Below are 23,995 nucleotides of genomic sequence, written 5' to 3' on the forward strand. Positions count from 1 at the left end.
CGTGTTCCCCCGGACGACGGTGACGGGTGACGGAAGGGCGGTACGGGCGATGGCGGCGGAACGACTGGTGGTGGTCGGCGGCGACGCGGCGGGGATGTCCGCGGCGTCGCAGGCGCGGCGGCTCAAGGGCCCGGCGGAGCTGGAGATCACCGCCTTCGAGCGCGGGCACTACACCTCGTACTCCGCGTGCGGGATCCCGTACTGGATCGGCGGCCAGGTCGCGGGGCCGGACGACCTCGTCGCCCGTACGCCCGAGGAGCACCGGGCCCGCGGCATCGACGTGCGCACCCGTACCGAGGTCGTGGAGCTGGACCTGGCCGGGCAGCGGGTCCGGTCCCGCGATCTGGAATCGGGGTCCGAGTCCTGGACCGGCTACGACCAGCTCGTCCTGGCCACCGGCGCCCGCCCGGTCCGGCCGCGGCTGCCCGGCATCGGCGCGCACGGGGTGCACGGCGTCCAGAGCCTGGACGACGGCCGGCGGCTCATGACGAGCCTGGAGCGTACGGAGGGCCGGCGCGCGGTCGTCGTCGGCGCGGGCTACATCGGCGTGGAGATGGCGGAGGCGCTGGTCGGCCGCGGGTTCGAGGTCACCGTCCTGCACCGCGGCGAACAGCCGATGGCCACCCTGGACCCGGACATGGGCGGCCTGGTGCACCGTGCGATGAACGGCATGGGCATCGTGACGGTCTCCCGGGCCGAGGTGACGAAGATCCTGACCGACGACGAGGGCCGGGTCCGGGCGGTGGCGACGGCGGCGGGCGACGAGTACCCGGCGGACGTGGTCGTGCTCGGCATCGGCGTGGAGCCCCGCACGGCCCTGGCGCGCGCGGCCGGGCTGCCGCTCGGCCTGTCGGGCGGCCTGCTCACGGACCTGTCGATGCGGGTCCGCGGCCACGGCAACGTCTGGTCGGGCGGGGACTGCGTGGAGGTCCTCGACCTGGTCTCGGGCCGCACCCGGCACATTCCGCTGGGCACGCACGCCAACAAGCACGGCCAGGTCATCGGCTCGGGCGTCGGCGGCGGCTACGCCACGTTCCCCGGGGTGGTCGGCACCGCGGTGAGCAAGGTCTGCGACCTGGAGATCGCCCGTACGGGACTGCGCGAGAAGGACGCCCTGGACGCGGGCCTGCGCTTCGTCACCGCGACGATCACCTCCACCAACACGGCGGGCTACTACCCGGGCGCGACGGAGATGACGGTGAAGATGCTGGCGGAGCGCCGCACCGGCCGGCTCCTCGGCGTGCAGATCGTCGGCGGCGCGGGCGCGGCCAAGCGGGTGGACGTCGCCGCGGTCGCCCTCACCGCGGGGATGACGGTGGACCAGATGGTCTCGCTGGACCTGGGCTACGCCCCGCCGTTCTCCCCGGTCTGGGACCCGGTGCTGGTGGCGGCCCGCAAGGCGGTCTCGGCGGTGCGCGCGGCCGGCGTGTAGCGGATCCCGTCCGGCGGCGGCTGCCGCCGGACGTGCGAGACGCCGGTCCGTGCCGTGCGGTGCACAGCGCGGTACCGGCGTCCCGGTCGTCTCCGGTGCCGTCCGGCTCAGCGGGCGGTCTTGGTGTGGACGTAGTCCACCAGGCGGGTCAGGGCCTCCGGGTCGGTCGTCGGGAGGACGCCGTGCCCGAGGTTGAAGACGTGGCCCTCCAGACCGGCGGCCGCCGCGAGGACCTCGTCCGTCTTGGCCTCGACCGCCTCGGGGGTGGAGAAGAGCACCGCGGGGTCCAGGTTGCCCTGGAGCGCCTTGCCGGGGCCGACCCGGCGGACGGCCTCGTCCATCGGGATGCGCCAGTCGACGCCCATGACGTCCGCGCCGGCCTCGCCCATCAGGCCCAGCAGCTCGCCCGTGCCCACGCCGAAGTGGATGCGCGGGACGCCGTACGACGCGACGGACTCGAAGACCTTCGCCGAGGCGGGCATCACCGAGCGGCGGTAGTCGGCCGGGGCCAGCGCGCCGACCCAGGAGTCGAAGAGCTGGACGGCGGAGACGCCCGCCTCGATCTGGACCTTCAGGAAGGCCGAGGTGATCTCGGCGAGGCGGTCCAGCAGGTCCGCCCACAGCTGCGGGTCCCCGTACATGAGGGCCTTGGTGTGCTCGTGGTTGCGGGACGGGCCGCCCTCCACGAGGTAGCTCGCGAGGGTGAACGGCGCACCCGCGAATCCGATCAGCGGGGTGGAGCCCAGTTCACCCGTGAGCATGCCGATCGCCTCGGTGACGTACGAGACGTCCTCCGGGGTGAGGTCGCGCAGCTGTGCGAGGTCCTCGCGGCGGCGGATCGGCCGGGCGACGACCGGGCCGACGCCCGGCTTGATGTCCAGGTCGATGCCGATGGCCTTCAGCGGGACCACGATGTCGGAGAAGAAGATCGCCGCGTCCACGTCGTGGCGGCGCACCGGCTGCAGCGTGATCTCGGTGACCATGTCCGGCCGCATGCACGATTCGAGCATCTGGGTGCCCTCGCGCAGCTTGCGGTACTCCGGCAGTGAGCGCCCCGCCTGCCGCATGAACCACACCGGGGTGTGGGGCACCGGCTCCCGCCGGCACGCCTTCATGAAGGCGGAATCGTACGTCTGACTCGGCTGGCCCGTGGACGGGGTCTCCCCAGCTCGGGCGGAGCCTCGAGCGAGGGGAAGGTCGTTGGCACTCACGCCCCGAATCCTCGCACGTATGAAGAAGTGCCCGGCCCGGCGCGGGTGTCCCTGCGCCGTACGGGCGCTCGTTCCGCCTAGTCTTCCCCGCATGGCTGCGGCTCAGGGACGATTTTCAGATGGCGCCGACGGTATGGACAGCGCGAAGGAGAGCTCCGTCCCGCTCCCGTTCCGGCGGGCGGTCGACGGCTTGAAGAAGGCGCGGCTGCGTGCGGGGATCGAGATCGACCCCACGAAACCGCCCCAGAGACTGGCTCCGCACGCCTACGCGCTGGAGGCGGCGGTCGTCGACGGCGAGGACGACCTGGCCGACGGCCGGCTCATCCTGCTCCACGACCCCTCCGGGCACGACGCCTGGCACGGGACGTTCCGCCTGGTGACGCTGGTACGGGCCGAGCTGGAGCCGGAGATGGCCGCCGACCCGCTCCTCCCCGAGGTGTGCTGGTCCTGGCTGACCGGGGCGCTCGACGCGCGCGGCCTGACGTACGGGGAGCCGAGCGGCACCGTCACCATGGCGAGCTCGCACTACTTCGGCGGGCTCTCGGAGCGGCGGCCGGCGACCCAGATCGAGATCCGGGCCTCGTGGACGCCCCGCGAGGGGGTGGGCGGGGTGCCGGACACCTCGGCGCACCTGTCGGCGTGGTGCGAGCTGCTGTGCCAGATCGCGGGGCTGCCCCCGGTGGGCCCGACGGACACGGCCACCGGCGTGGTCTCCCTGCCACAGCGGCGCGGTCCGCACCGCCCGTAGGCGCGGGGCCGTACGGCGGTGCGCGGGAGGCCGCGCGGACGCGCACCCGGCCCCCGGCCCCGACCGCTCGCAGCCCGTGCGGAGCGGGCGGGATCCGTACACCGCCTCGCACGGTCGCTCGAAGCCCGGAACCGAGTGTCAGAACCGGGCGTCCGTTGTGGGCTTCTGATCACCCGATGATCGATCATGCGTCCGAATTGCCCGAATTGTTACTCACCAAATCGTGATCATTCCCTAAAGCCGGGCGGGTGACGTGCCGAAGGAGTCAGTGACCATCCGCACGGTTCGCACCGGCTTCCTTCCCCTAGCCGGCCGTCCCGCCACTCCCCCAGGAGGCCTAGGTGTCCGTTCTTCTCGAGCAGCCCGCAAGCCTGGTCGCCTACCGCCCGAACAAGCCGACGGCCATGGTCGTCGTGGCCGACCCGCGCGTGCGTTCCACCGTGACCCGCCATCTGTGGGCCCTCGGAGTACGCGACGTGATCGAGGCTTCGTCCATCGCGGAGGCCCGTCCCCGCGTCGCCAGCCCGCGCGACATCTGCGTGGCCGACGTACACCTGCCCGACGGTTCCGGTCTCACCCTGCTCTCCGAGACCCGCGCCGCCGGCTGGCCCAACGGCCTGGCCCTGTCCGCCGCCGACGACATCGGCGCCGTCCGCAACGCCCTCGCGGGCGGAGTGAAGGGCTACGTCGTCACCGGTACCCGGACGAACATCGGGCTCCCCACCCGGCCCGGCGCCGCCCCCATCGGCGCTGCCGCGGCCCGCATGCACCGCCGCCCCCCGGGTGCCCCGAGCCACCCGGGCGGCTACCGAGAGCTCTCCGGCCGCGAGGTCGAGGTCCTGCGCCTCGTCGCGGAGGGCCAGTCCAACAAGGCCATCGGCGTATCGATGGGCCTGTCCGCCCTGACCGTCAAGTCCCACCTCGCACGGATCGCCCGCAAGCTGGGCACCGGCGACCGGGCCGGGATGGTCGCCGTCGCCCTGCGGACCGGAATCATCCACTGATCCCGCCCCGAGGCTCCCCGGCGGACCCCAGCGGTGGCTGGGGGTGCACCCGGGGGAACCCGGGGAGCCGTCCGCCCCCACCCCCCGCACCCGTCGCCGGAACGTTCCGGCGACGGGTGCGTCACATCCACGGATACCCTTGACCGGTGACCGACGCCCAAGAGACCGCAGCAGACGTGCGCACCACCACCGGGGGCGGCCCCCCGGACGAACGAGCTCCGTCCGACGGGCCGCCGATCCCCCTGCTCGAACCCCGCGAGGGAATCCCGCCGGTCGTCGCCGACGCGGAGTCCCTCGCCCGTGTGGTCGCGGCCTTCGCCGCGGGCACCGGCCCCGTGGCCGTGGACGCCGAGCGCGCCTCCGGCTACCGCTACGGGCAGCGCGCCTACCTGGTGCAGTTGCGCCGCGAGGGAGCCGGCTCCGCGCTGATCGACCCGGTCGGCTGCCCCGACCTGTCCGACCTCGGCGAGGCCCTGTCCGGCACCGAGTGGATCCTGCACGCCGCCACCCAGGACCTGCCGTGCCTGCGGGAAATAGGCATGGTGCCCACCTCCCTGTTCGACACCGAGCTGGCCGGCCGCCTCGCGGGCTTCCCCCGGGTCGGCCTCGGCGCGATGGTCGAGGGCGTGCTCGGCTACGCGCTGGAGAAGGGCCACTCCGCCGTCGACTGGTCCACCCGCCCGCTCCCGGAGCCGTGGCTGCGCTACGCCGCGCTGGACGTCGAGCTGCTGGTGGACCTGCGGGACGCGCTGGAGGAGGAGCTCGACCGGCAGGGCAAGCTGGAGTGGGCCCGCCAGGAGTTCGACGCCATCGCCGCCGCCCCGCCCGCCCCGCCCCGCAAGGACCCGTGGCGCCGCACGTCCGGCATGCACAAGGTGCGCCGACGCCGGCAGATGGCGGTCGTACGGGAGCTGTGGGAGTCCCGGGACCGGATCGCGCAGCGCCGTGACGTGTCCCCGGGCAAGGTGCTGAGCGACGGGGCGATCGTCGAGGCCGCGCTCGGCCTCCCCGCGAACGTACAAGCGCTGTCGGCGCTCCCCGGGTTCGGGCAGCGGATGGGGCGGCGCCAGCTGGACCAGTGGATGGCCGCCGTGGACCGGGCGAAGGGCCTGCCCGAGAGCGAGCTGCCGCAGCCGGGTGCCAACCCGGCCGGTCCGCCGCCGCCGCGCTCCTGGGCGGACAAGGACCCGGAGGCCGCGGCCCGCCTGTCGGCGGCCCGCACCGCCGTCTCGGCGATCGCGGAGGGGCTGAACCTGCCCCAGGAGAACCTGATCGCCCCGGACACGGTCCGCCGGCTGTGCTGGGAGCCGCCGGTGCGGCTCGACCCGGCCACGGTCGCGGAGGCCCTCGCGGGCCACGGCGCCCGCCCCTGGCAGATCGAGCAGGTGACCCCGGCGCTCGTCACGGCCCTCGCCGCGACGGCCCCGCCGGTCCCCGAGCCGGCCGACCAGCCCGGCGCCGCGGACTGATCCGCACCCGGTCCGCACCGATCCGTACGGGCAGAGCCCCCGGCCCACCGGCCGGGGGCTCTGCCCGTTCCGGGGCCGTCCGAGTGTGACCTTCGCCGCTCCTCCCGGAGGGGCTGTCCACATTGGTTACCCGCAAGTAGCATGGGCGAGGTGAGCGCGCGCTCAGCGGCACCCGCCGAGCGCGTACCCGCGCAGCAGTGCACACCCGCACCTGGAGGAGAGCCAACGTGCCTCGTACCGTCAGGGACGTCGTCTTCGTCGACGGCGTCCGCACCCCGTTCGGCAAGGCGGGCCCGAAGGGCATCTACCACGAGACCCGCGCCGACGACCTCGTCGTGAAGGCGATCCGGGAGCTGCTGCGCCGCAACCCGGACCTGGACCCCAAGAAGATCGACGAGGTCGCCATCGCCGCGACCACGCAGATCGGCGACCAGGGCCTCACGCTGGGCCGTACGGCCGGCATCCTCGCGGGCCTCCCGCAGTCCGTCCCGGGCTACTCCATCGACCGCATGTGCGCCGGCGCGCTCACCGCCGTGACCGCGGTCGCGGGCGGCGTGGCCTTCGGCGCGTACGACGTCGCCCTCGCCGGCGGCGTCGAGCACATGGGTCGCCACCCCATGGGCGAGGGCGTGGACCCCAACCCGCGCTTCGTTTCCGAGAAGCTGGTCGACGAGTCCGCCCTCTTCATGGGCATGACCGCCGAGAACCTGCACGACCGGTACCCGACGATCACCAAGCTCCGCGCCGACGAGTACGCCGTGCGCTCGCAGGAGAAGGCCGCCAAGGCGTACGCCGACGGCAAGATCCAGCAGGACCTGGTCCCGGTCTCGGTGCGCAACACCAACGAGGCGGCGGGCGAGACGGGCTGGGGCCTGGTCACCACCGACGAGCCGATGCGCCCGGGCACCACGCTGGAGAACCTGGCCGGCCTGAAGACCCCGTTCCGCGCCCACGGCCGGGTCACCGCGGGCAACGCCGCCGGTCTCAACGACGGCGCCACCGCCGCGATCATCGCGTCCGAGGACTTCGCCCGGGAGAACAACCTCCCGGTCAAGATGCGCCTCGTCTCGTACTCCTTCGCGGGCGTCGAGCCGGAGGTCATGGGCTACGGCCCGATCCCGGCCACCGAGAAGGCCCTCGCGCAGGCAGGTCTGACGATCGACGACATCGGCCTCTTCGAGGTCAACGAGGCCTTCGCCGTACAGGTCCTGGCCTTCCTGGAGCACTACGGCATCGCCGACGACGACGCGCGCGTGAACCAGTACGGCGGCGCCATCGCCTTCGGTCACCCGCTCGCCTCCTCGGGCGTGCGCCTGATGACGCAGCTGGCCCGTCAGTTCGAGGAGCAGCCGCACGTCCGCTACGGCCTGACCACCATGTGCGTCGGCTTCGGCATGGGCGCCACCGTCGTCTGGGAGAACCCGCACTTCACCACCGAGGGAGACGCCAAGTGAGCACCACCACTGAGCTCCTGAAGGGCGCGGCCGAGCTGTTCCCGGACGAGGTCGTCACGCAGGCGCACGTACGCCACCTGGACCTGCCGCTCGGTGCCGGGCGCTTCGCGCTCGTCACGCTGGACAACGGCCTGGACCACACCAAGCCGACCACCTTCGGCCCGCAGTCCCTCGCCAACCTGAACGCGGCGATCGACCAGGTCGAGCAGGAGGCCGCCGCCGGCTCCATCGTCGGCGCGGGCATCACCGGGAAGCCGTTCATCTTCGCGGTGGGCGCCGACCTCAAGGGCGTCGAGCTGCTGAAGAAGCACGACGAGGCGCTCGCCATCGGCAAAGGCGGCCACGACGTCTTCAAGCGCCTCTCCGCGCTGGCCGTCCCGACGTTCGCCTACTACAACGGCGCGGCGATGGGCGGCGGTGTCGAGGTGGGCCTGCACTGCTCCTACCGCACCGTCTCCAAGGCCATCCCGGCCTTCTCGCTGCCCGAGGTCTTCCTCGGCCTGGTTCCGGGCTGGGGCGGCTGCGCGCTGCTGCCGAACCTGATCGGCGCGGACCGCGCGGTCTCGGTGATCATCGAGAACTCGCTGAACCAGAACAAGCAGCTGCGCGGCAAGCAGGTCCTCGACCTGGGCATCGCGGACGCGCTGTTCGAGGGCGCGGACTTCCTGGAGCAGTCGCTCCTGTGGACCGCGGGCGTGCTGAAGGGCACCACCGAGGTCGTCCGCGCCGAGATCGACCGCGGCGAGGCCTGGGACGCGGCGGTCGCCCGCGGCCGCGCCGTCGCGGACTCCAAGGTGCACGGCGCGGCCCCGGCCGCCTACCGCGCGCTGGAGATCATCGAGGCGGCCAAGGACGGCGACCTGCAGAAGGGCTTCGACGCCGAGGACACCGCGCTCGCGGACCTCATCATGGGCGGCGAGCTGCGCTCCGGCATCTACGCGTTCAACCTGGTCCAGAAGCGCGCCAAGCGCCCGGCCGGCGCCCCGGACAAGTCCCTGGCCCGCCCGGTCACCAAGGTCGGCGTCGTGGGCGCGGGTCTGATGGCCTCGCAGCTGGCGCTGCTCTTCCTGCGCCGCCTGGAGGTGCCGGTGGTCCTCACCGACATCGACCAGGAGCGCGTCGACAAGGGCGTGGGCTACGTCCACGCCGAGATCGAGAAGCTGCTCGGCAAGGGCCGCATCAACCAGGACAAGGCCAACCGCCTGACCGCCCTGGTGACGGGCGTCCTGGACAAGGCCGAGGGCTTCGCGGACGCGGACTTCATCATCGAGGCCGTGTTCGAGGAGATGTCGGTCAAGCAGAAGGTGTTCGCGGAGGTCGAGGCGGTCGCCCCGGCGCACGCGGTCCTCGCCACCAACACCTCCTCGCTGTCGGTGTCGGAGATGGCTTCCAAGCTCCAGCACCCGGAGCGCGTGGTCGGCTTCCACTTCTTCAACCCGGTCGCGATCCTCCCCCTGCTGGAGATCGTCCGCGGTGAGCAGACGGACGACGCCTCGCTGGCCACCGCCTTCGGTGTCGCGCGGAAGCTGAAGAAGACCGCGGTCCTCACGAAGGACGCCCCGGCGTTCGTCGTGAACCGCATCCTCACCCGCTTCATGGGCGAGATCCAGAACGTCATCGACGAGGGCACCCCGGTGGCCACCGCCGAGAAGGCCATCGAGCCGCTCGGTCTGCCGATGTCCCCGCTGGTGCTGCTGGAGCTCGTCGGCCCCGCGATCGGGCTGCACGTCTCCGAGACCCTGAACCGCTCCTTCCCGGAGCGCTTCACCGTCTCCCCCAACCTGAAGCGGGTCGTCGAGGCCGGCAAGCGCGGCTTCTACGTCTACTCGGCCGAGAACGGCTTCAAGCCGGAGCTCGACCCCGAGGTCGCCGCCCTCCTGGTCCAGGGCGACAGCGTCCTGACCGAGGAGCAGGTCCGCGACCGCGTCCTGGACGCGGTGGCGCAGGAGATCGGCCTGATGCTGGAGGAGGGTGTCGTGGCCGAGGCCCAGGACATCGACCTCTGCCTCATCACGGGCGCCGGCTGGCCCTTCCACCTGGGCGGCGTCACGCCGTACCTGGACCGCGAGGGCGTCTCGGAGCGCGTGAACGGCAAGAAGTTCCTCGCCCCCGGCGTGGCGAGCGTCCCGGCGTAGCTTCCCGGAGCGCCTGACCGGCGGCGTCCGTCCCCCGTCGAGGGGGGCGGGCGCCGCCGTCGTTGTCCGTACCCCGGTGCACGGACATGGCCTGCGACCTCGGATAATCGTGGGATGTACCCGAGAACCGCCAAACGGCCACGCTTCCCCCGGATATCGACGGCGGCCGCGATCGCGGTGGCGTGCACGGTGATCGGCGCGCTGCTGGGAGCGGTCGGGTACGTGATGACCCGGGGGGATGGGGCCACCGAACCGCCGGCCGTCACGGCGGCCGGCCTGCGCGTGGTCAACTGGAACATCTGCGGGGAGGCGGGCGGGCAGCGCGGGCAGCGCGGCTTCTGCCCCAACCGCAACCGGCCCGACCTGACGGTGGCCGAGATCGGCGAGATGGTCGCCGAGCGGGATGCCGACGCCGTGACCCTGCAGGAGGTGTGCGGTGGCGCGCCGGGGAGCCATCTCGCGCTGCTGGACGCCGCTCTCGGCGAAGGCTGGAGCATCGTGCGGGCCCTCGGCACCCGGCCGGACGGGGCCGCCGAGTGCCGTGGCTCGCTGACAGGAGATCTCGGCGTCGCCATCGCCGTTCGCGGCAAGGTCGTCTCGGACACGTCGAGCAACACCCTCTCGGACGAGGCCCCGCGGTCGGGCGAGCGGCTGTCGCCGCTGCTGTGCGTCGATGTCGAGGGCTGGTCGCACCGCGTGTGCACGACGCACATGCTGCCTTCCGGCGACAAGCGGGGCGCCGGGCAAGCCGAGAGGATCGCCCACCGGATCTCACCGGACGGCAGGCCGTACATCCTCACCGGGGACTTCAACCGGCCGTCGGACTCGCCCGAGCTGGCCCCCCTCACAGACGCCATGGTGGAGTGCCGCCATCTGACGCGCGCGGAGCAGACCACGCATCACGCGTGGGACGCCAAGAAGCGCCGGCACGTCTACCGGACGCTCGACCACATCTTCGCGGGCCCGAAAGCCGGTGGAGCCGCGTCGGAGTTCTCCTCGTGCGGCGTGGACCGCTCGCGGATGGACACGACGCCGAACGAGGAGGACACGCCGCCCAACGGCAAGTCCGACCACGCCCCGCTCTACGCGACCGTCAGGATCGGGCGCTGAGGAGGCCGCCCCCGCGGCGGCCTCCGGGGTCCGTACCCGTCACCAGCGCCCGGCGAAGGGCATGTGCTCGCACTTGGGGCCGCACGGGACGCGGGACATGGTGGATTCCCGGATCCAGTTGCCTTCCGGTACACCGTGCACGCGCAGGGTGTACGGCAGGGGCTTGGAGTGGATGGCGCTGAAGATGGCGACGAACTCCAGCGAGTACGTACCGGGCTGCCAGTCGTGCTCGTGGGTCACCTTCCAGGTGCCGTCCTTCTGCACCGGCGCTGCGGCGATCAGCCGTTCCCCCTCCATGACCATGATCTGGGAGACCCCGGGCACGGCCGTTCCCGAGAAGCGTGGCCGCGGGCCGCTGAGGGTCCCCTCGCGGGGACCCGTCACGACCGGCGGGTCGACGCTCTCCCACACCGTGAAGGGAAGCCGGCCGATCTCGGACAGCCCCTGCTCGGTGATGCCGACGGCCTGGATCGTGCGGTCGCCGCCCATCCACTTGACCGCCCGGCGCCAGGTCCACTTTCCTTCCGCGTTGACCCGCGTACCGCCGATGTACCCGCCCTGCTCGAAGAAGAGCAGGTACGAGGTGCCGGGGGCGGCGGTACCCCAGAACTTCTGCATCGCGCTCACGGCCTGCCCGGGCTTGGGGCCTGCGAAGACGGGCGCGGGGACGACGCCGCCCTGGCTCTGGAGCGCCCGCTCGGGCGAGGCGACGGTGAACTCGGTCAGTGGCGGCGGGTAGCCGGGGGCCGCGGCTATCGCCTCCGCATCGACCAGCCCGTAGGGCAGGCCCTGCGCCGTCTGGTGCAGGCCGATCGCCACCAGCCGGGCGACCTCCCTGGCGCCGGCCTCGTTGAAGTGCGACGCGTCGATCAGGCCGTCGGGGTGATGGGGGTGCTCGCCGGCGTCGACCCAGCGGTAGTACTGCCGGGCCCGCTGCGGGCCGAGTTCCCCGAGCATCCGCGCGGTCATCAGGTTGAGGTCGACCAGCGGCGTACCGGTCTCGGCCGCCACCTCGCGTACCACCTGCGGGTAGCCGTCGCGGGTGTCGGCGACCGTTCCGTCCGGCTCGAAGACACAGCGCACGGCGGGAGTGAACAGGACGGGCAGCGCGCCTTCGCCGCGGATGGCGGCGACGTAGAGGTGCAGGAACTCCCGGAGCTCGCGGTGGCTGTGGTAGAGGCCCGGCTTGTCGATGCGCTGTTCGACTCCGCCGAAGTCGATCGCCACCACGTCACCGGGGCTGAGCAGGTTGAGCAGCGTCAGGAAGCGCTCGGTGTAGTACGAACGGGCGGTCATCGCGTCGCGCGCGTAGTTCCGGACCTCGACGTACGCCGTCATGTACTCGCCGAGGAACTGCCCCCAGCCCGCGAAGGGCCCTTCCTTCGGCGTCCTGGGCGCGGCAACGGAATTGCCGATAATGCACAGCTTGGTCACGACTTCTCCTCTTTCACGCATGTGTCTCCACGCCCTGCGGTGCTGCTACAACGGCCACTCGGGCATCCGGCCTGCGTGGTAGCGCTGGTTGCGGGGCGCTCCGTACTCGAATTGGCTCGCGACGGGGAAGTAGCTCGGGAGGAACGCGGCCAGGATCGCGTCCTGCTCCTCCTCCGGGACGTCACCGTCGTGGTAGTCGTTCAGGCAGAAGACGTCGTGCGGGCGGGCCGTCATCAGGCGGCTCAGTCGGGTGCGGTGTTCGCTCAGGCCCACGTTGACGAATCCGCAGGCGATCCGGCCCGGGATGCTGCGGCCCGTCTGGTAGGCGAAGTAGTGGTGGAGCGAGGAGGCGATGGACACGTCGCTGTGGGCACGCAGCCGGCTCGCGGCGGTCTGTGCGACGACCTCGGGGTAGGTCTGGTGCAGGTCGGCCATGACGCTGCGGCGCATCGGGTAGGGCGCGTGCAGGAAGCCGTGGGTCAGCGCCTGGCCGAAGGATCCCGCGATCAGCGCCCTGTTGTTCTTGGCCGCGCTGATGTTGAAGTCGTCGTCGTGGCGGGTCGGGAGCATGGGGATGGCGGTCGGCGACAGGAAGTGCTTCGCCTGGCCGTTGCCCTCGAAGAAGAGCCCCGGCAGCACGGTCCGGCCCATGAAGAAGTCGTCGTTGAAGTAGAGGAAGTGCTCCGCGAGGCCCTCGATGTTGTGGAGCTGGCTCTCGATGGCGTGCGAGTTGAAGGTCGGGAGCGCGCCGCGGTTGCCGAAGATCTCCGTGTGGTCGACGACGCGTACCCGGTGGTGGTTGGTGTCCAGCCAGGGCGGCACCTGCCGGTCCGTGACGATGTAGATGTTCCGGATCCAGGGCGCGTACATGTCGATCGAGCGCAGTGAGTAGCGCAGCTCGTCACGGCTGCGGAAGCGCGCGGCGCTGGCGGCCGCGTCCACCGGCTCCAGGCCGAGCCCGGACAGCACCTGGTTCTTGCGGTCCAGCCAGCTGAGGTCCGAGCCGTCGACCCAGGTGTAGACGGCGTCGACCGGGAAGGTGACGTCGCCGTGCAGGGGCTGTTCGAAGGGGGCGATGGTCGGATAGGTGCGGCCGGACAGGACCGTGGGCACACGGCTCATCGAGTACTGCGAGATCCGGTCGCCGATGAGGGTACGCGTCGGGGTGACCACGAACTCCTCCTCTTCGGGGTCGGTGTCCCAGAAGGAGATGGTGCAGCCGTACACGGCGCCCAGGCGCAGGGTGCGCGAGGTGGTGACGACGCTCTGGTAGACGCGGACCCCGGTGCAGGAGAGCTGGGCGTACTCCTCGCAGAGCCCGGCGAGGACGGTGGCGATGGCGTCCTGGCGCTCGTTCAGGAAGACGGCGTACACGGCCTCCTGCCGGTAGGCGTCGGCCACCGCCTTCAGCACGGCCTCGCGGTAGGAGGCGTGGACGGCGATGGTCTTGCGCACCATCGTGTCCCGCGTGAGGAGGTAGGGGATGGCGGCGGCTTCGAGGGCGTCGGCGGCCAGTGCCAGGTTCGCCTGCACGATGTCGAACGGGGACTCGGAATCGGTGACCCGGCAGAGCTGGCCGCCGTCGCGGACCAGCTCGCGGCGGCGTTTGGCGACCTGCTCTTCCAGCTTGCGCTGGTTGCCGGCGCGGGACTGGCTGGCGGGTGCGGGGGACGCGGCGGTGGCCGCGCCGGTGATCCCGCTGTAGACCGCGTGCAGGGCGACGCGGTCCGCCTTGGCGGCGTCGCGGCGCCCGCTCTCGCGGTGGCCCGCCAGCTCCTTGAAGAGCTTCTCCCACTGTGCGGTGATCTGGGGCGGGTCGAACCGGTGGATCGTGTGCGCGGCCTCGGCACCCATCCGGTGCCGCAGTTGCTGGTCCACCATGAGCCGTTCGAGTTGCCGGGCGAGGGCCTCGACGTCGCCGTGCGGGACGAGGATGCCCGAGCGGCCGTCCAGGATGATCTCGCTGGGGCCGTTGGGGCAGTCGTACGACAGGACGGGGACGCCCGCGGCCTGCGCCTCCATGAGGACGAGCGGGAAGGCCTCGTTGCGGGAGGTCATCAGCGCGATGCTGGCCTTGGCCCATTCCTCGGCGAGGTGCGGGGTGTTGCCGTTCAGCTGGACGCTGTCGTGCAGGCCGAGCTGGTTCACCTGCCGGCGCAGCACGCCGGACAGCGGGCCGTCGCCGAAGATGCGCAGGATCCAGTCGGGGTGACGCGGGGAGATCTGGGCCCAGGCGTTGATCGCGTGGTCGAGCTGCTTCTCGCCGACGAGGCGCCCGGCGGTGACGACCGTACGGGTCTCCAGCGTCGAGCGGGGCCGGAACCCGTGGGGCAGCGCGTTGGGGATGACCTCGATCCGCGGGGCACTGGCCCCGAGGGTCTCGGCGAACCAGTCGCCGGTACGGCCGCTGAGCACGGCGAGGGCGTCCAGGCGCGCGGAGTACTTGAGGAGCGGTTCGCCGCTGGTGCCCCGCAGCTCGGAGACGCGGTGCTCCTGGTGCACGGTGATGACCCGGCTGGGCGCGAGCTGGACCGCGAGGGCCATCAGGGCCGGGGTCGTCGTGACGAGGATGTCGGTGTCGGTGTGCTGGAGCGCGAGTTCCAGTTCGATGTCCGACAGTTGGTTGAAGGCTGCCTCCCAGGCGCGGTCGACCAGGACGCTGGACTGCGCGGAGAGGACGGAGTACGCGTCGTCGCCCAGGTCCGCATGGCGCGTCGGCCGCGGTACGGGGCCGGTCTGGTCGATCAGGTAGTCGATCCGGACCCGCTCGTCGAGCGGGAAGAACAGCTCGGCCTGGCTGCGGAAGACGCTGAGGACCCGCACGTCGTGGCGGGCGGCGAGCTCGGCGGCCTGGTTGAAGACAGCTCGTTCGGTGCCTCCCACGGCGTCGGCAGTGGTCAGCAGAAAAGTGATCTTCATCAAGCTCTCCGCCCGGCTTCGGGCATGCGGCTGCAGGTCACCCGGAGGTTGCCCGCGGGGGTGTAACGGGGGTGGACGATCATCGGGGCCTGCCCCCTCGGGGCGACGACGGCCTTGTTGATGGAGAACACGCGCATCGGGTTGCGCACGTCGTGCATCCGGCGGCCGATGCGCAGTGCGCGTGAGGCCTTCGAGCTGACGGCGACGTCCCAGTGGTCCGTGGCGCGCGCCGGAGGCATCTCCTCCAGCGGGACGACGACCCGCCAGGCGCCCGCGGGCAGCGGCTGGGCCGGCCGCTCGATGCGGCGGCGGGACGCGGTGAACTCGACCCGCGGGTCGGCGATCCGCGTGCCGATCAGCCGGAAGTCCACGACGAGTGCGGAATGCGAGAGGTCGACGCGCACGACCTCGGCCAGTGGCTTGGGGTTCGAGGTGACCACGCGCAGGCTGCCCGCGACCGTACGGCCGAGGCGGTGGCGCAGTCCGTCGACGGGTGAGGCGTCCATCGGCCTGGTCGGCCCGGCGTACGCCACGGGCGGCTCGACCAGCAGCAGGTGGTACTTGCGGGTCTTGCGGCCGCCGTGGACCAGCAGTCTGGCCTTCCAGCGTCCGCTGGTCACGGCCAGTCCGCCGAGGCCGCCGCCCAGCAGCACTGTGGCGTCCATCAAGAGCCGGTCACCGCGGTCCTCGTACACGCGGACCGTCGTGCGGAAACCGGTCCGGCCGTGTTTCAGCTCGATCTCGGCGGATTCGCCGAGCGTCGCCGCGTGCGGCAGCTCGGCGTGGAGGTTCATGGTGTGCCCGTCGAGGATCTGGGCGTAGCGCAGCACGGCGGCGCGACCGGCGCGCCGGGGCAGGAACACGTGCTCCATGAGCCAGGCACGGAGGACGAACAGGCGCGGGGCCAGGCCGGCCACGATCGACTCGCGCGAGCGGAGCAGCCTCTTGAGGAGATTCTTCATCGGTAGTGCGTGCTTCCCAGCTCGGCGGTGCGCTGGGTGGGGATGCCCACGGCGTCCGGAATCTCATAGGGGCTCGGTACGGGAAAGTACGAGTCGAGGAACCGCTCGACCATGCGCGCCTGCGCGTGCTTGTCCTTCGGTTCGACGGTGTCGTTGATGCAGAACGTGTCGAAGTCACGGCGGGCCACGAGCCGGTCGAGGCGCTGCTGGGCGGCGCCGTCGCCGATGTCGATGTACACGTACCGCAGGTCGCCCACCGTGGCTCGCGCCGAGTGGTACGAGTAGTAGTGGTGGAGGGACGAGGCGATCGGTACGTCGTGCGGGGAGCGGAAGCGCGACTGCTGGGTGACCCAGTGGGAGCGGGCGTAGACGTGCTCGATCTCCCAGAGCACGCTCCGCCGCAGGGCGTGCGGCGTGTGCTTCATCTTCTGGGAGATGAACGTGCCGAACTGCTGGGCGATCAGGCCCCGGCTGTTCTTTCCGGCCGCGTTCACGGGCAGGTCCTGGGGGCTGACGCCGCCGGGCGGGATCAGGGCCTTCGACATGAAGAACTTCGACAGCCCGTTGGAATGGAAGAAGTGCCCGGGCCGCACCGGCCGCCCGAGGAACACGTCGTCGTTGAGGTAGAGGAAGTGCTCCGACAGGTCGGGTATGTGGTGCAGCTGGCTCTCGATGGCGTGCGAGTTGAACGTGGGAAGCGCCGTCGGGTCGGAGAAGATCTCCCGGTGGTCGACGACCCTGAGACCCGGGTACTCGGTGTTGAGCCATCCCGGTGCCTGGCCCGCGGTGACGAGGAAGATCTGACGGATCCACGGCGCGTACTGGTGGAGGGAGCGCAGCGAGTACCGCAGCTCGTCACGGCTGGTGAAGCGCGCGTCGTTGGCGGCCTGCGCGTGCAGCGGGGCGGCGTCCTCCCCGCCCGCGGTGATGCCGCGGCGGGCCGAGTCCTTGCCCGCGCGCCACACCGGATCGGAGTCGTCGACCCAGGTGTAGACGACGTCGATCGGGAAGAGGTGGTCGGAGGGCAGCGGGGCGGTGAACTCCGCGAGGGTGCGCGCCTCACCGGTCCAGTACGGGGAGGGCACCGGGCTGAACCGCTCCTGCGGCGCCCAGGTGCGGCGGCCGTCGGCCGGCACCTCGGTCACCACGCTGTTGGGCCGCGGCGCGACGAGCCGGCCGGCCACTTCGTCCCAGAACTCCAGATCGACGCCGGACTCGTGCCCGAACACGAGGTTCCCCGTCGGGTCGCAGACGATCCAGAACAGCCGCAGAACGTCGCGCGAGCGCTGTCGGCGCCAGCTCTTGGCCGAGGCGCCGGGGAAGTACCGGGGGCTTCCGGTCGCGGGGGCGACGTAGCCGGGGTTGAAGCGGAAGGCGCCGCGCAGGGCCGCTTCGGCTTCCTCCCGCCACGCGGTGGGAACGGCGACGCACGGGTTTGCCGTCCCGGTGCCGCGGACGCAGAAGTAGTCGATGCCCGCTTCCTCGAGCACGTTGACGAGGGACTGCAGGTTGCGGGCTCGGGCGGCCCATTCCGTGGCCCCGGCGACGACCATCGCGTGGACGTGCCTGCCCTGGAGACGGACCACCCTCAGGACGGCGTCGTCACTGTGGCCCGCCTGCTCCGGGCTGCCGCCCATCGCGCGGACGACGACGGCGGACCGGGCCGAGTCCACGAGCGTCATGCTCTTCATGACGCCGGCGCGCATGGGCTTGGGAACGGTGCGTACGAGGCGCCTGCGGGCGCGGACGGGGACCATCGAGCGGTAGCCCGCCACGAGAGCACTGGACTCCGGGTTGCTCGCCACTGATCGCATCCGTCCACATCGCCAGGGGACCGCCATGACCGGTCGCTCCGGACTCGCCAAGCTGCAGTGCGCATGGCCCCGTTGGTGCGCCCCAAACACTTATCGGATCTTCACACCAATGGCCATGAGTTGTCCATCTGCTGATCGTCGAGGGGACACCTCAACGTGCCGATATGCAGGACATGTTCAGGATTGAGTAAAAACTCAGTGAAGAAGCTCACAGGCTTTTCTAGAGGGAATAGCCGAGCATTTGGCACTGAATGCGGCGTGAATGTCCCGCTTTAAACCTGGACTGAAGGGTTCATACTCAGACCCGGCCCGTCACTCTGACGTGCGATCCGCAGCCCGCCGCCCGCGTCCACCATGCCGATCACCACGCGGCCGTACCCGTCGAGCGCGAGCGCGGGCGGGCATGCCGTGCCCTCGCCGGTAGCCGACCACCACAGGCCCGCACCCTCGTTCTCCGTGCCGCAGGCGGCCAGCATGACCTGGCCGTCGTACCCCCGGTGCGCCAGAACCGTGCAGTCGTACCCGTCGAGCACGGCGCGCACGGCCGCCAGCCGCCCCCCGGCCGGTGCTCCGCCCAGGGGGATGATCCACTCTCCGATCCGGTGGGCGAGGATCCCGCCCGATTCGCTGTCGGTCCAGTAGTACGTGACCCGGCCCGGCGAGGTCTCCAGCGCGACGACGCTGTCCCCGGTGGGCGCGACCCGGATGTTCGGCCGTCGTTCGACCTCACCGTCGGCCGCGGCCTGCGCCCAGTGCATGGCGCGTCCGTTGTCGGCGGGGACCAGCAGCTCCACGAGCCCCGTGGAGGCGGTCACCGCCGCCAGGCCGTCGAGAGCACACTGGCCCTGCAGGTTCCGCCACGGCTCCCACGCGCCGCGCTTGCCCTGACGGCGCATGGACACGCCCCCACCGGCATGCCGGACGAAGACGTACACCGCCCCCGATCCGGCCACCGCCCCGACCGGCGGGCCCGCCATCGCGGCGCGCTCACGGTCCTTGGACGGGCTCCCCAGCGCGAACCAGTCGGTCGACGGGCGGCCCGTCTGGAACTGCGTCGCCTGGACGAAGTCCACCACCGGCACCCCGTCCGCCCCCCGCGCGGTGCGGCGGCCCAGCAGGTGCAGGTAGCCGTCGACGCCCTGAGCCACGCAGATGTGGGAGAGCTCGGGAGTCTCCTTGAGGTCGGGGCCGGTCCACTTCGGCCCGCCCGGCGCCTCCTCCGTCCAGCGCAGCAGCCCGCCGCCCGAACGGACGAAGGCCGTGAGGCGGCCGTCCTTACCGAGGGAGAGCCAGCGCCCGTCGACAACGAAATCGCTCACCGCGACCCTTCCAGAAGTGGTACCGAGCCGCCCGGGGGCCCAGTCAAGGCGAATAATAGTGGGACGTACAGACAAGCGATTCGAGTCGGTGGACCGCACGCCTGTCTCATTTGCTGCCTACAATGCACGATCAGCGTGGGAGGGCGGGGCGGTCTCACACCTTTCGGGCGTCCGTCACCTGCCAACAACCGCTCGCACTACCACCATTGAGGAACAGCAGCATGAGCCAGGACGTCATGACCCCTGACAATGAAGCCCCCCGCCGTTCCCGGCGAGGTGGTCGCAAGCGGGTTCGGACCCGCGGTCAGCGCGTCAGGCGGATCATTCTGCTGTCGGTGGCACTCCTGATCCTCGCCGCGGCCGGCACGGGGTGGTGGATGTACAGCAGCCTCAACAGCAACCTCTCCAGCGTCGACCTGGACCGGGCCATCGGGGACGACCGGCCGAAGAAGGTCGTCGCCGGGGCGCAGAACGTCCTGGTGCTCGGCTCCGACTCCCGGGCCGGGGCCAATGCCGACCTGGACCACGGCGACGTCAGCGGGGCCCGTTCCGACACCACCATGCTGGTGCACATACCCGAGGGCCGGGCCAAGGCGACCGCGGTCAGCATCCCGCGCGACACCCTGGTCAACCGGCCCGAGTGCAAGGGCGAGGGCGGCAAGACGGCCCCGGCGCAGAAGCGCGCCATGTTCAACAGCATCTACAGCACCGGCGGCCCGGCCTGCGTCGTCAAGACCGTCGAGGCCATGTCCGGCGTCCGCGTCGACCACTTCGTCGAGGTGGACTTCGCCGGCTTCAAGGGCCTGGTGGACGCGCTCGGCGGGGTCACCGTCACCCTCGACAAGCCGATGACCGGGGCCAAGGGCGGCCTGAAGCTGGACGCGGGCACCCACCGGCTGAACGGCACCGACTCGCTCAAGTTCGTCCGTACCCGCTACGGCTACGGCGACGGCAGCGACCTCGGCCGAATAGGCCTGCAGCAGCAGTTCATGATGGCGATGCTGTCCGAGATCAAGAAGCAGGACGCCCTCGGCAATCCGGCCCGGCTCTACAAGCTCGCGGACGCCGGCACCAAGTCGCTGACCACGGACTCCGATCTCGCCTCGCTCACCGCGCTCTCGGACTTCGCGCAGAGCATGAAGGGCGTGGACCCGGAGACCATGGAGACCATCATGCTCCCGGTCGCCTACGACAAGGTGGACCGGAACCGCGTGATCACCGCGGAGCCGCAGGCGACCCAGCTGTGGGAGGCCCTGCGCAACGACCAGAAGATCCCCGCCTCCGCGAAGAAGTCCCCGGCCACCGGCGGCTGAGCCGCCCCGGGCCGGGGACTTCGGAGCGCGGGCTCAGCGGTCCGCGCGGTACACGCGGACTTCCTCCCCCCGGCCCAGCCTGCTGTGGCTGCGGCCGTAGAGGAAGTAGACGACGACGCCGATCGCCATCCAGACCCCGAAGCGGATCCAGGTCTCGGCCGGCAGGTTGAGCATCAGCCAGAGCGAGGCCGCGATCGACACGATCGGGACCACCGGAACCCACGGGGTGCGGAAGGCCCGGTGCAGGTCGGGGCGGGTCCGGCGCAGGACGATGACGCCGAGGGCGACCACCACGAAGGCGAACAGGGTGCCGATGTTCACCAGCTCCGCGAGCTTCTCCAGACTGGTGAAGCCCGCGACGACGGCGATGACCCCGCCGAGCAGGATGGTCGCCCGGTAGGGGGTGCGGTACTTGGGGTGGGTGACGGAGAAGACCCGCGGCAGCAGTCCGTCACGGCTCATCGCGAAGAACACCCGGGTCTGGCCGAGCAGCAGGATCATGCACACGGTGATCAGACCGACGGACGCCCCGAGACTGATGGCGCCGGCGAAGAACGGCTGGTTCACGGATTTGAAGGCCTCGGCGAGCGGGGCGCTGGGCGACATCTCCGAGTATTTCTGCATGCCGGTGACCACCAGCGTCACGGCGACGTAGAGCACCGTGCAGATGATCAGCGAGCCGAGAATGCCGCGCGGCATGTCCCGCTGGGGGTTCTTGGTCTCCTCGGCCGCGGTGGCCACCACGTCGAAGCCGATGAAGGCGAAGAAGATGAGGGAGGCCGCGGTGAAGATGCCCATGACGCCGAAGTTGGTGGGCGCGTAGCCGAAGAGCAGCTGGACCAGTGGCGCGTGCAGGCCGCCGCCCGCCTCCTGCGACTGGGCCGGGGGGATGAACGGCGAGTAGTTGTCGGCCTTGATGAAGAACAGGCCCGCGACGATGACCAGCAGCACCACGGTGACCTTGATGGCGACCACGATCGCGGTGATCCGGGCCGAGAGCTTCGTCCCGACGACCAGGATCGCGGTCAGCGCCAGGATCAGCAGGAAGGCCAGCAGGTCGAAGGTTCCTCCCGCGTCGGGTCCGGCCAGCGCGACGGGCATGTCCCAGCCGAGGTTGGTCTCCAGGAGGTGACGCACGTACCCGGACCAGCCGACCGCCACGACGGCGGTGCCGAGCGCGAACTCCAGGACCAGGTCCCAGCCGATGATCCAGGCGGGCAGCTCACCGATCGAGGCGTACGAGAAGGTGTAGGCCGAGCCGGCCACCGGCACGGTGGACGCGAACTCGGCGTAGCAGAGCGCCGCGAGGGCACAGACGACGCCCGCTGCCACGAAGGCGAGGGCGGTGGCGGGTCCGGCGTTGTTCCGGGCCGCGATGCCCGTGAGGACGAAGATGCCGGTGCCGATGATGACACCCACACCGAACACGGTCAGGTCCCAGGCGGAGAGCGACTTGCGGAGCGCGTGTTCCGGCTCCTCCGTGTCGCGGATGGACTGCTCCACCGTCTTGGTGCGGAAGGGGCTGTTCATATCCCTACTCACCAACGCACCTCCGAACAGGTGTCGACGCACGCGAACGGGCCGGGAGGCCCACCTCAAGGGTGATCTCCCGGCCCGTGACGTGCAACCGCGCGGCGATCTACGGACTAGTCGACGGTGGCCGCCGGCTCGGTGTCGTAGCGCCCGTCGAGCTTGGCCACCAGGCCCGTGACCTGCCGGGCGATGTCCGGGGCGGTCAGGCCGATCTCGGCCAGGATCTCCTTGCGCGGCGCGTGGTCGAGGAAGCGCTGCGGAATGCCGAAGTCGCGCAGCGGTACGTCGACGCCGGCGTCCCGCAGGGTCTGGGAGACGGCGGCGCCCACGCCGCCGGTGCGGCCGTTGTCCTCGACGGTGACGACCACCCGGTGGCCGTCCGCGAGCGGGGCCAGGGCCTCGTCGACCGGCTTGACCCAACGGGGGTCGACGACGGTCGAGGTGATGCCCTGCTTGTCCAGCAGGGCGGCGATCTCCAGGCACATCGGGGCGAGTGCGCCGACCGAGACGATGAGTACGTCCGGTCGGGTGACCTCGGGGGCCGGGATGCGCAGCACGTCCATGCCGCCGATGCGTCCGACGGCCGGGACGGCCGGGCCGACGACGCCCTTCGAGTAGCGCACGACGGTCGGGGCGTCCTGGACCGCGACGGCCTCGCGGAGCTGGGCCCGCAGCTGCTCGGCGTCGCGCGGGGCCGCGAGGCGCAGGCCGGGGACGACCTGGAGGATGGACATGTCCCACATGCCGTTGTGGGAGGCGCCGTCGTCACCGGTGACGCCCGCGCGGTCCAGGACGAAGGTCACCCCGCACTTGTGCAGGGCGACGTCCATGAGGACCTGGTCGAAGGCGCGGTTGAGGAAGGTCGCGTAGACCGCGAAGACGGGGTGCACGCCGCCGCTGGCCAGGCCCGCGGCGGAGGTGGCGCCGTGCTGCTCGGCGATGCCGACGTCGAAGATGCGGTCCGGGTAGGCGTCCGCGAACTTCTTCAGGCCCACCGGCTGGAGCATGGCCGCGGTGATGGCGACGATGTCCTTGCGCTCCCTGCCGAGCTTGACCATCTCGTCGGCGAAGACGGAGGTCCAGCTGGCCGCGGCGGTCTTCACCGGCAGGCCGGTGTCGGGGTGGATCACTCCGACCGCGTGGAAGCGGTCCGCCTCGTCCTGGACGGCCGGCTCGTAGCCCCGGCCCTTCTGGGTGAGGCAGTGCACGATGACCGGTCCGCCGAAGCGCTTGGCGCGCTGCAGCGCCGATTCCAGCGCCTCGATGTCGTGGCCGTCGATGGGGCCGACGTACTTGAGGCCGAGGTCCTCGAACATGCCCTGCGGGGCGATGAAGTCCTTGAGGCCCTTCTTGGCGCCGTGCAGGGTCTCGTAGAGGGGCTTCCCGACGACGGGGGTGCGCTCCAGGAGGTCCTTGCCGCGGGCCAGGAAGCGCTCGTAGCCGTCGGTGGTGCGCAGGGTCGCCAGGTGGTTCGCGAGGCCGCCGATGGTGGGGCCGTACGAGCGCTCGTTGTCGTTGACCACGATGACCAGCGGGCGGTCCTTGGCGGCGGCGATGTTGTTCAGCGCCTCCCAGGCCATGCCGCCGGTGAGCGCGCCGTCGCCGATGACGGCGGCGACGTGGTGGTCCTCGCGGCCGAGCACCTCGTTGGCCTTGGCGAAGCCGTCGGCCCAGCCCAGCACGGTGGAGGCGTGCGAGTTCTCGATCACGTCGTGCTCGGACTCGGCGCGCGACGGGTAGCCGGACAGGCCGCCCTTGGTGCGCAGCCCGCCGAAGTCCTGGCGGCCGGTGAGGAGCTTGTGGACGTAGGCCTGGTGGCCGGTGTCGAAGAGGATCTTGTCCTTGGGCGAGTCGAAGACCCGGTGCAGGGCGATCGTCAGTTCGACCACCCCGAGGTTGGGGCCGAGGTGCCCGCCGGTCTTGGAGACGGCGTCGACGAGGAAGGACCTGATCTCCGAGGCGAGCTGGTCGAGCTCCTCCTTGCCGAGCCGGTCCAGATCGCGCGGTCCCTTGATGCGGGTCAGCAGCACCCGTGCCTCCTTGCAGTCGCCAGCTGGTCTGACGAGTCTAATGTTCCGCTCACGGGCGCGGTCATCGGGCCGTCCCGGCGGAGTCACACCTTTGTCATACATGTACAC

16 protein-coding genes are annotated in these 23,995 nt (G+C 71.3%); 8 read left to right on the forward strand and 8 right to left on the reverse strand.

The features are described from left to right. Window positions 1-49: 49 nt before the first annotated feature. The gene (locus ACFWTC_RS10250) at window positions 50-1,432 is read left to right on the forward strand and encodes an FAD-dependent oxidoreductase (RefSeq protein WP_384028898.1); all 1,383 of its coding nucleotides are present in this window, start codon (window positions 50-52) and stop codon (window positions 1,430-1,432) included. Window positions 1,433-1,539: 107 nt separating this feature from the next. On the opposite strand, the gene hemE is transcribed toward ACFWTC_RS10250, so the two are convergent. Beyond that, window positions 1,540-2,643 carry a uroporphyrinogen decarboxylase gene (gene hemE, locus ACFWTC_RS10255; protein ID WP_384074139.1) on the reverse strand — a complete coding sequence of 368 codons (1,104 nt, stop codon included), beginning with the start codon at window positions 2,641-2,643 and terminating at the stop codon, window positions 1,540-1,542. 91 nt (window positions 2,644-2,734) lie between these two features. On the opposite strand from hemE, the gene ACFWTC_RS10260 reads away from it, so the two are divergent. From ACFWTC_RS10260 to ACFWTC_RS10285, 6 genes are all read left to right on the forward strand, one after another. After that, window positions 2,735-3,391 (forward strand): DUF3000 domain-containing protein, encoded by a 657-nt coding sequence (locus ACFWTC_RS10260; RefSeq protein WP_384028900.1) that lies wholly within the window; start codon window positions 2,735-2,737, stop codon window positions 3,389-3,391. A 341-nt stretch (window positions 3,392-3,732) separates the two neighbouring features. Next, window positions 3,733-4,395: a response regulator transcription factor gene (locus ACFWTC_RS10265; RefSeq protein WP_267720058.1), complete on the forward strand. Its 663-nt coding sequence runs from the start codon at window positions 3,733-3,735 to the stop codon at window positions 4,393-4,395. Window positions 4,396-4,541: 146 nt separating this feature from the next. After that, window positions 4,542-5,864 (forward strand): ribonuclease D, encoded by a 1,323-nt coding sequence (locus ACFWTC_RS10270; protein ID WP_383919687.1) that lies wholly within the window; start codon window positions 4,542-4,544, stop codon window positions 5,862-5,864. Between the two features lie 227 nt (window positions 5,865-6,091). Further along, a complete protein-coding gene (locus ACFWTC_RS10275) occupies window positions 6,092-7,318 on the forward strand; it encodes a thiolase family protein (protein ID WP_383919684.1) in 1,227 nt (408 codons plus the stop codon). Further along, the gene (locus tag ACFWTC_RS10280; protein WP_383919681.1) at window positions 7,315-9,453 is read left to right on the forward strand and encodes a 3-hydroxyacyl-CoA dehydrogenase NAD-binding domain-containing protein; all 2,139 of its coding nucleotides are present in this window, start codon (window positions 7,315-7,317) and stop codon (window positions 9,451-9,453) included. The genes ACFWTC_RS10275 and ACFWTC_RS10280 overlap by 4 nt, the downstream gene beginning before the upstream one ends. Window positions 9,454-9,567: 114 nt before the next feature. Next, a complete protein-coding gene (locus ACFWTC_RS10285) occupies window positions 9,568-10,563 on the forward strand; it encodes an endonuclease/exonuclease/phosphatase family protein (RefSeq protein WP_383919678.1) in 996 nt (331 codons plus the stop codon). Window positions 10,564-10,602: 39 nt separating this feature from the next. Here ACFWTC_RS10285 and ACFWTC_RS10290 read toward each other — a convergent pair whose 3' ends face one another. The 5 genes from ACFWTC_RS10290 to ACFWTC_RS10310 all read right to left on the reverse strand — a co-directional run bounded on the left by ACFWTC_RS10290 (window position 10,603) and on the right by ACFWTC_RS10310 (window position 19,011). After that, window positions 10,603-11,997: a GDSL-type esterase/lipase family protein gene (locus tag ACFWTC_RS10290; protein WP_383919675.1), complete on the reverse strand. Its 1,395-nt coding sequence runs from the start codon at window positions 11,995-11,997 to the stop codon at window positions 10,603-10,605. Window positions 11,998-12,042: 45 nt separating this feature from the next. After that, complete coding sequence (locus ACFWTC_RS10295; RefSeq protein ID WP_384028903.1) at window positions 12,043-14,916, reverse strand: stealth conserved region 3 domain-containing protein; 2,874 nt, start codon at window positions 14,914-14,916, stop codon at window positions 12,043-12,045. Continuing rightward, on the reverse strand, window positions 14,916-15,878 hold the full coding sequence (locus tag ACFWTC_RS10300; protein ID WP_383919670.1) for a hypothetical protein: 963 nt from the start codon (window positions 15,876-15,878) through the stop codon (window positions 14,916-14,918). Before ACFWTC_RS10300 ends, ACFWTC_RS10295 begins: the two co-directional genes overlap by 1 nt. Further along, window positions 15,875-17,635, reverse strand: coding sequence for a stealth family protein (locus ACFWTC_RS10305; RefSeq protein WP_383919755.1), 1,761 nt, complete (start codon window positions 17,633-17,635; stop codon window positions 15,875-15,877). The genes ACFWTC_RS10300 and ACFWTC_RS10305 overlap by 4 nt, the downstream gene beginning before the upstream one ends. Window positions 17,636-17,964: 329 nt before the next feature. Next, complete coding sequence (locus tag ACFWTC_RS10310; protein WP_383919668.1) at window positions 17,965-19,011, reverse strand: hypothetical protein; 1,047 nt, start codon at window positions 19,009-19,011, stop codon at window positions 17,965-17,967. 221 nt (window positions 19,012-19,232) lie between these two features. Here ACFWTC_RS10310 and ACFWTC_RS10315 point away from each other — a divergent pair, with 221 nt between their 5' ends. Next, window positions 19,233-20,324, forward strand: coding sequence for an LCP family protein (locus ACFWTC_RS10315; RefSeq protein ID WP_383919666.1), 1,092 nt, complete (start codon window positions 19,233-19,235; stop codon window positions 20,322-20,324). A 33-nt stretch (window positions 20,325-20,357) separates the two neighbouring features. On the opposite strand, the gene ACFWTC_RS10320 is transcribed toward ACFWTC_RS10315, so the two are convergent. Continuing rightward, complete coding sequence (locus ACFWTC_RS10320; protein WP_383919663.1) at window positions 20,358-21,854, reverse strand: amino acid permease; 1,497 nt, start codon at window positions 21,852-21,854, stop codon at window positions 20,358-20,360. A gap of 116 nt (window positions 21,855-21,970) precedes the next feature. Then, window positions 21,971-23,887, reverse strand: coding sequence for a 1-deoxy-D-xylulose-5-phosphate synthase (dxs, locus tag ACFWTC_RS10325; RefSeq protein WP_383919660.1), 1,917 nt, complete (start codon window positions 23,885-23,887; stop codon window positions 21,971-21,973). Window positions 23,888-23,995 lie beyond the last annotated feature (108 nt).

Origin of the sequence: Streptomyces sp. NPDC058619 (genome assembly GCF_042717785.1) — a bacterium.
Taxonomy (GTDB): domain Bacteria; phylum Actinomycetota; class Actinomycetes; order Streptomycetales; family Streptomycetaceae; genus Streptomyces.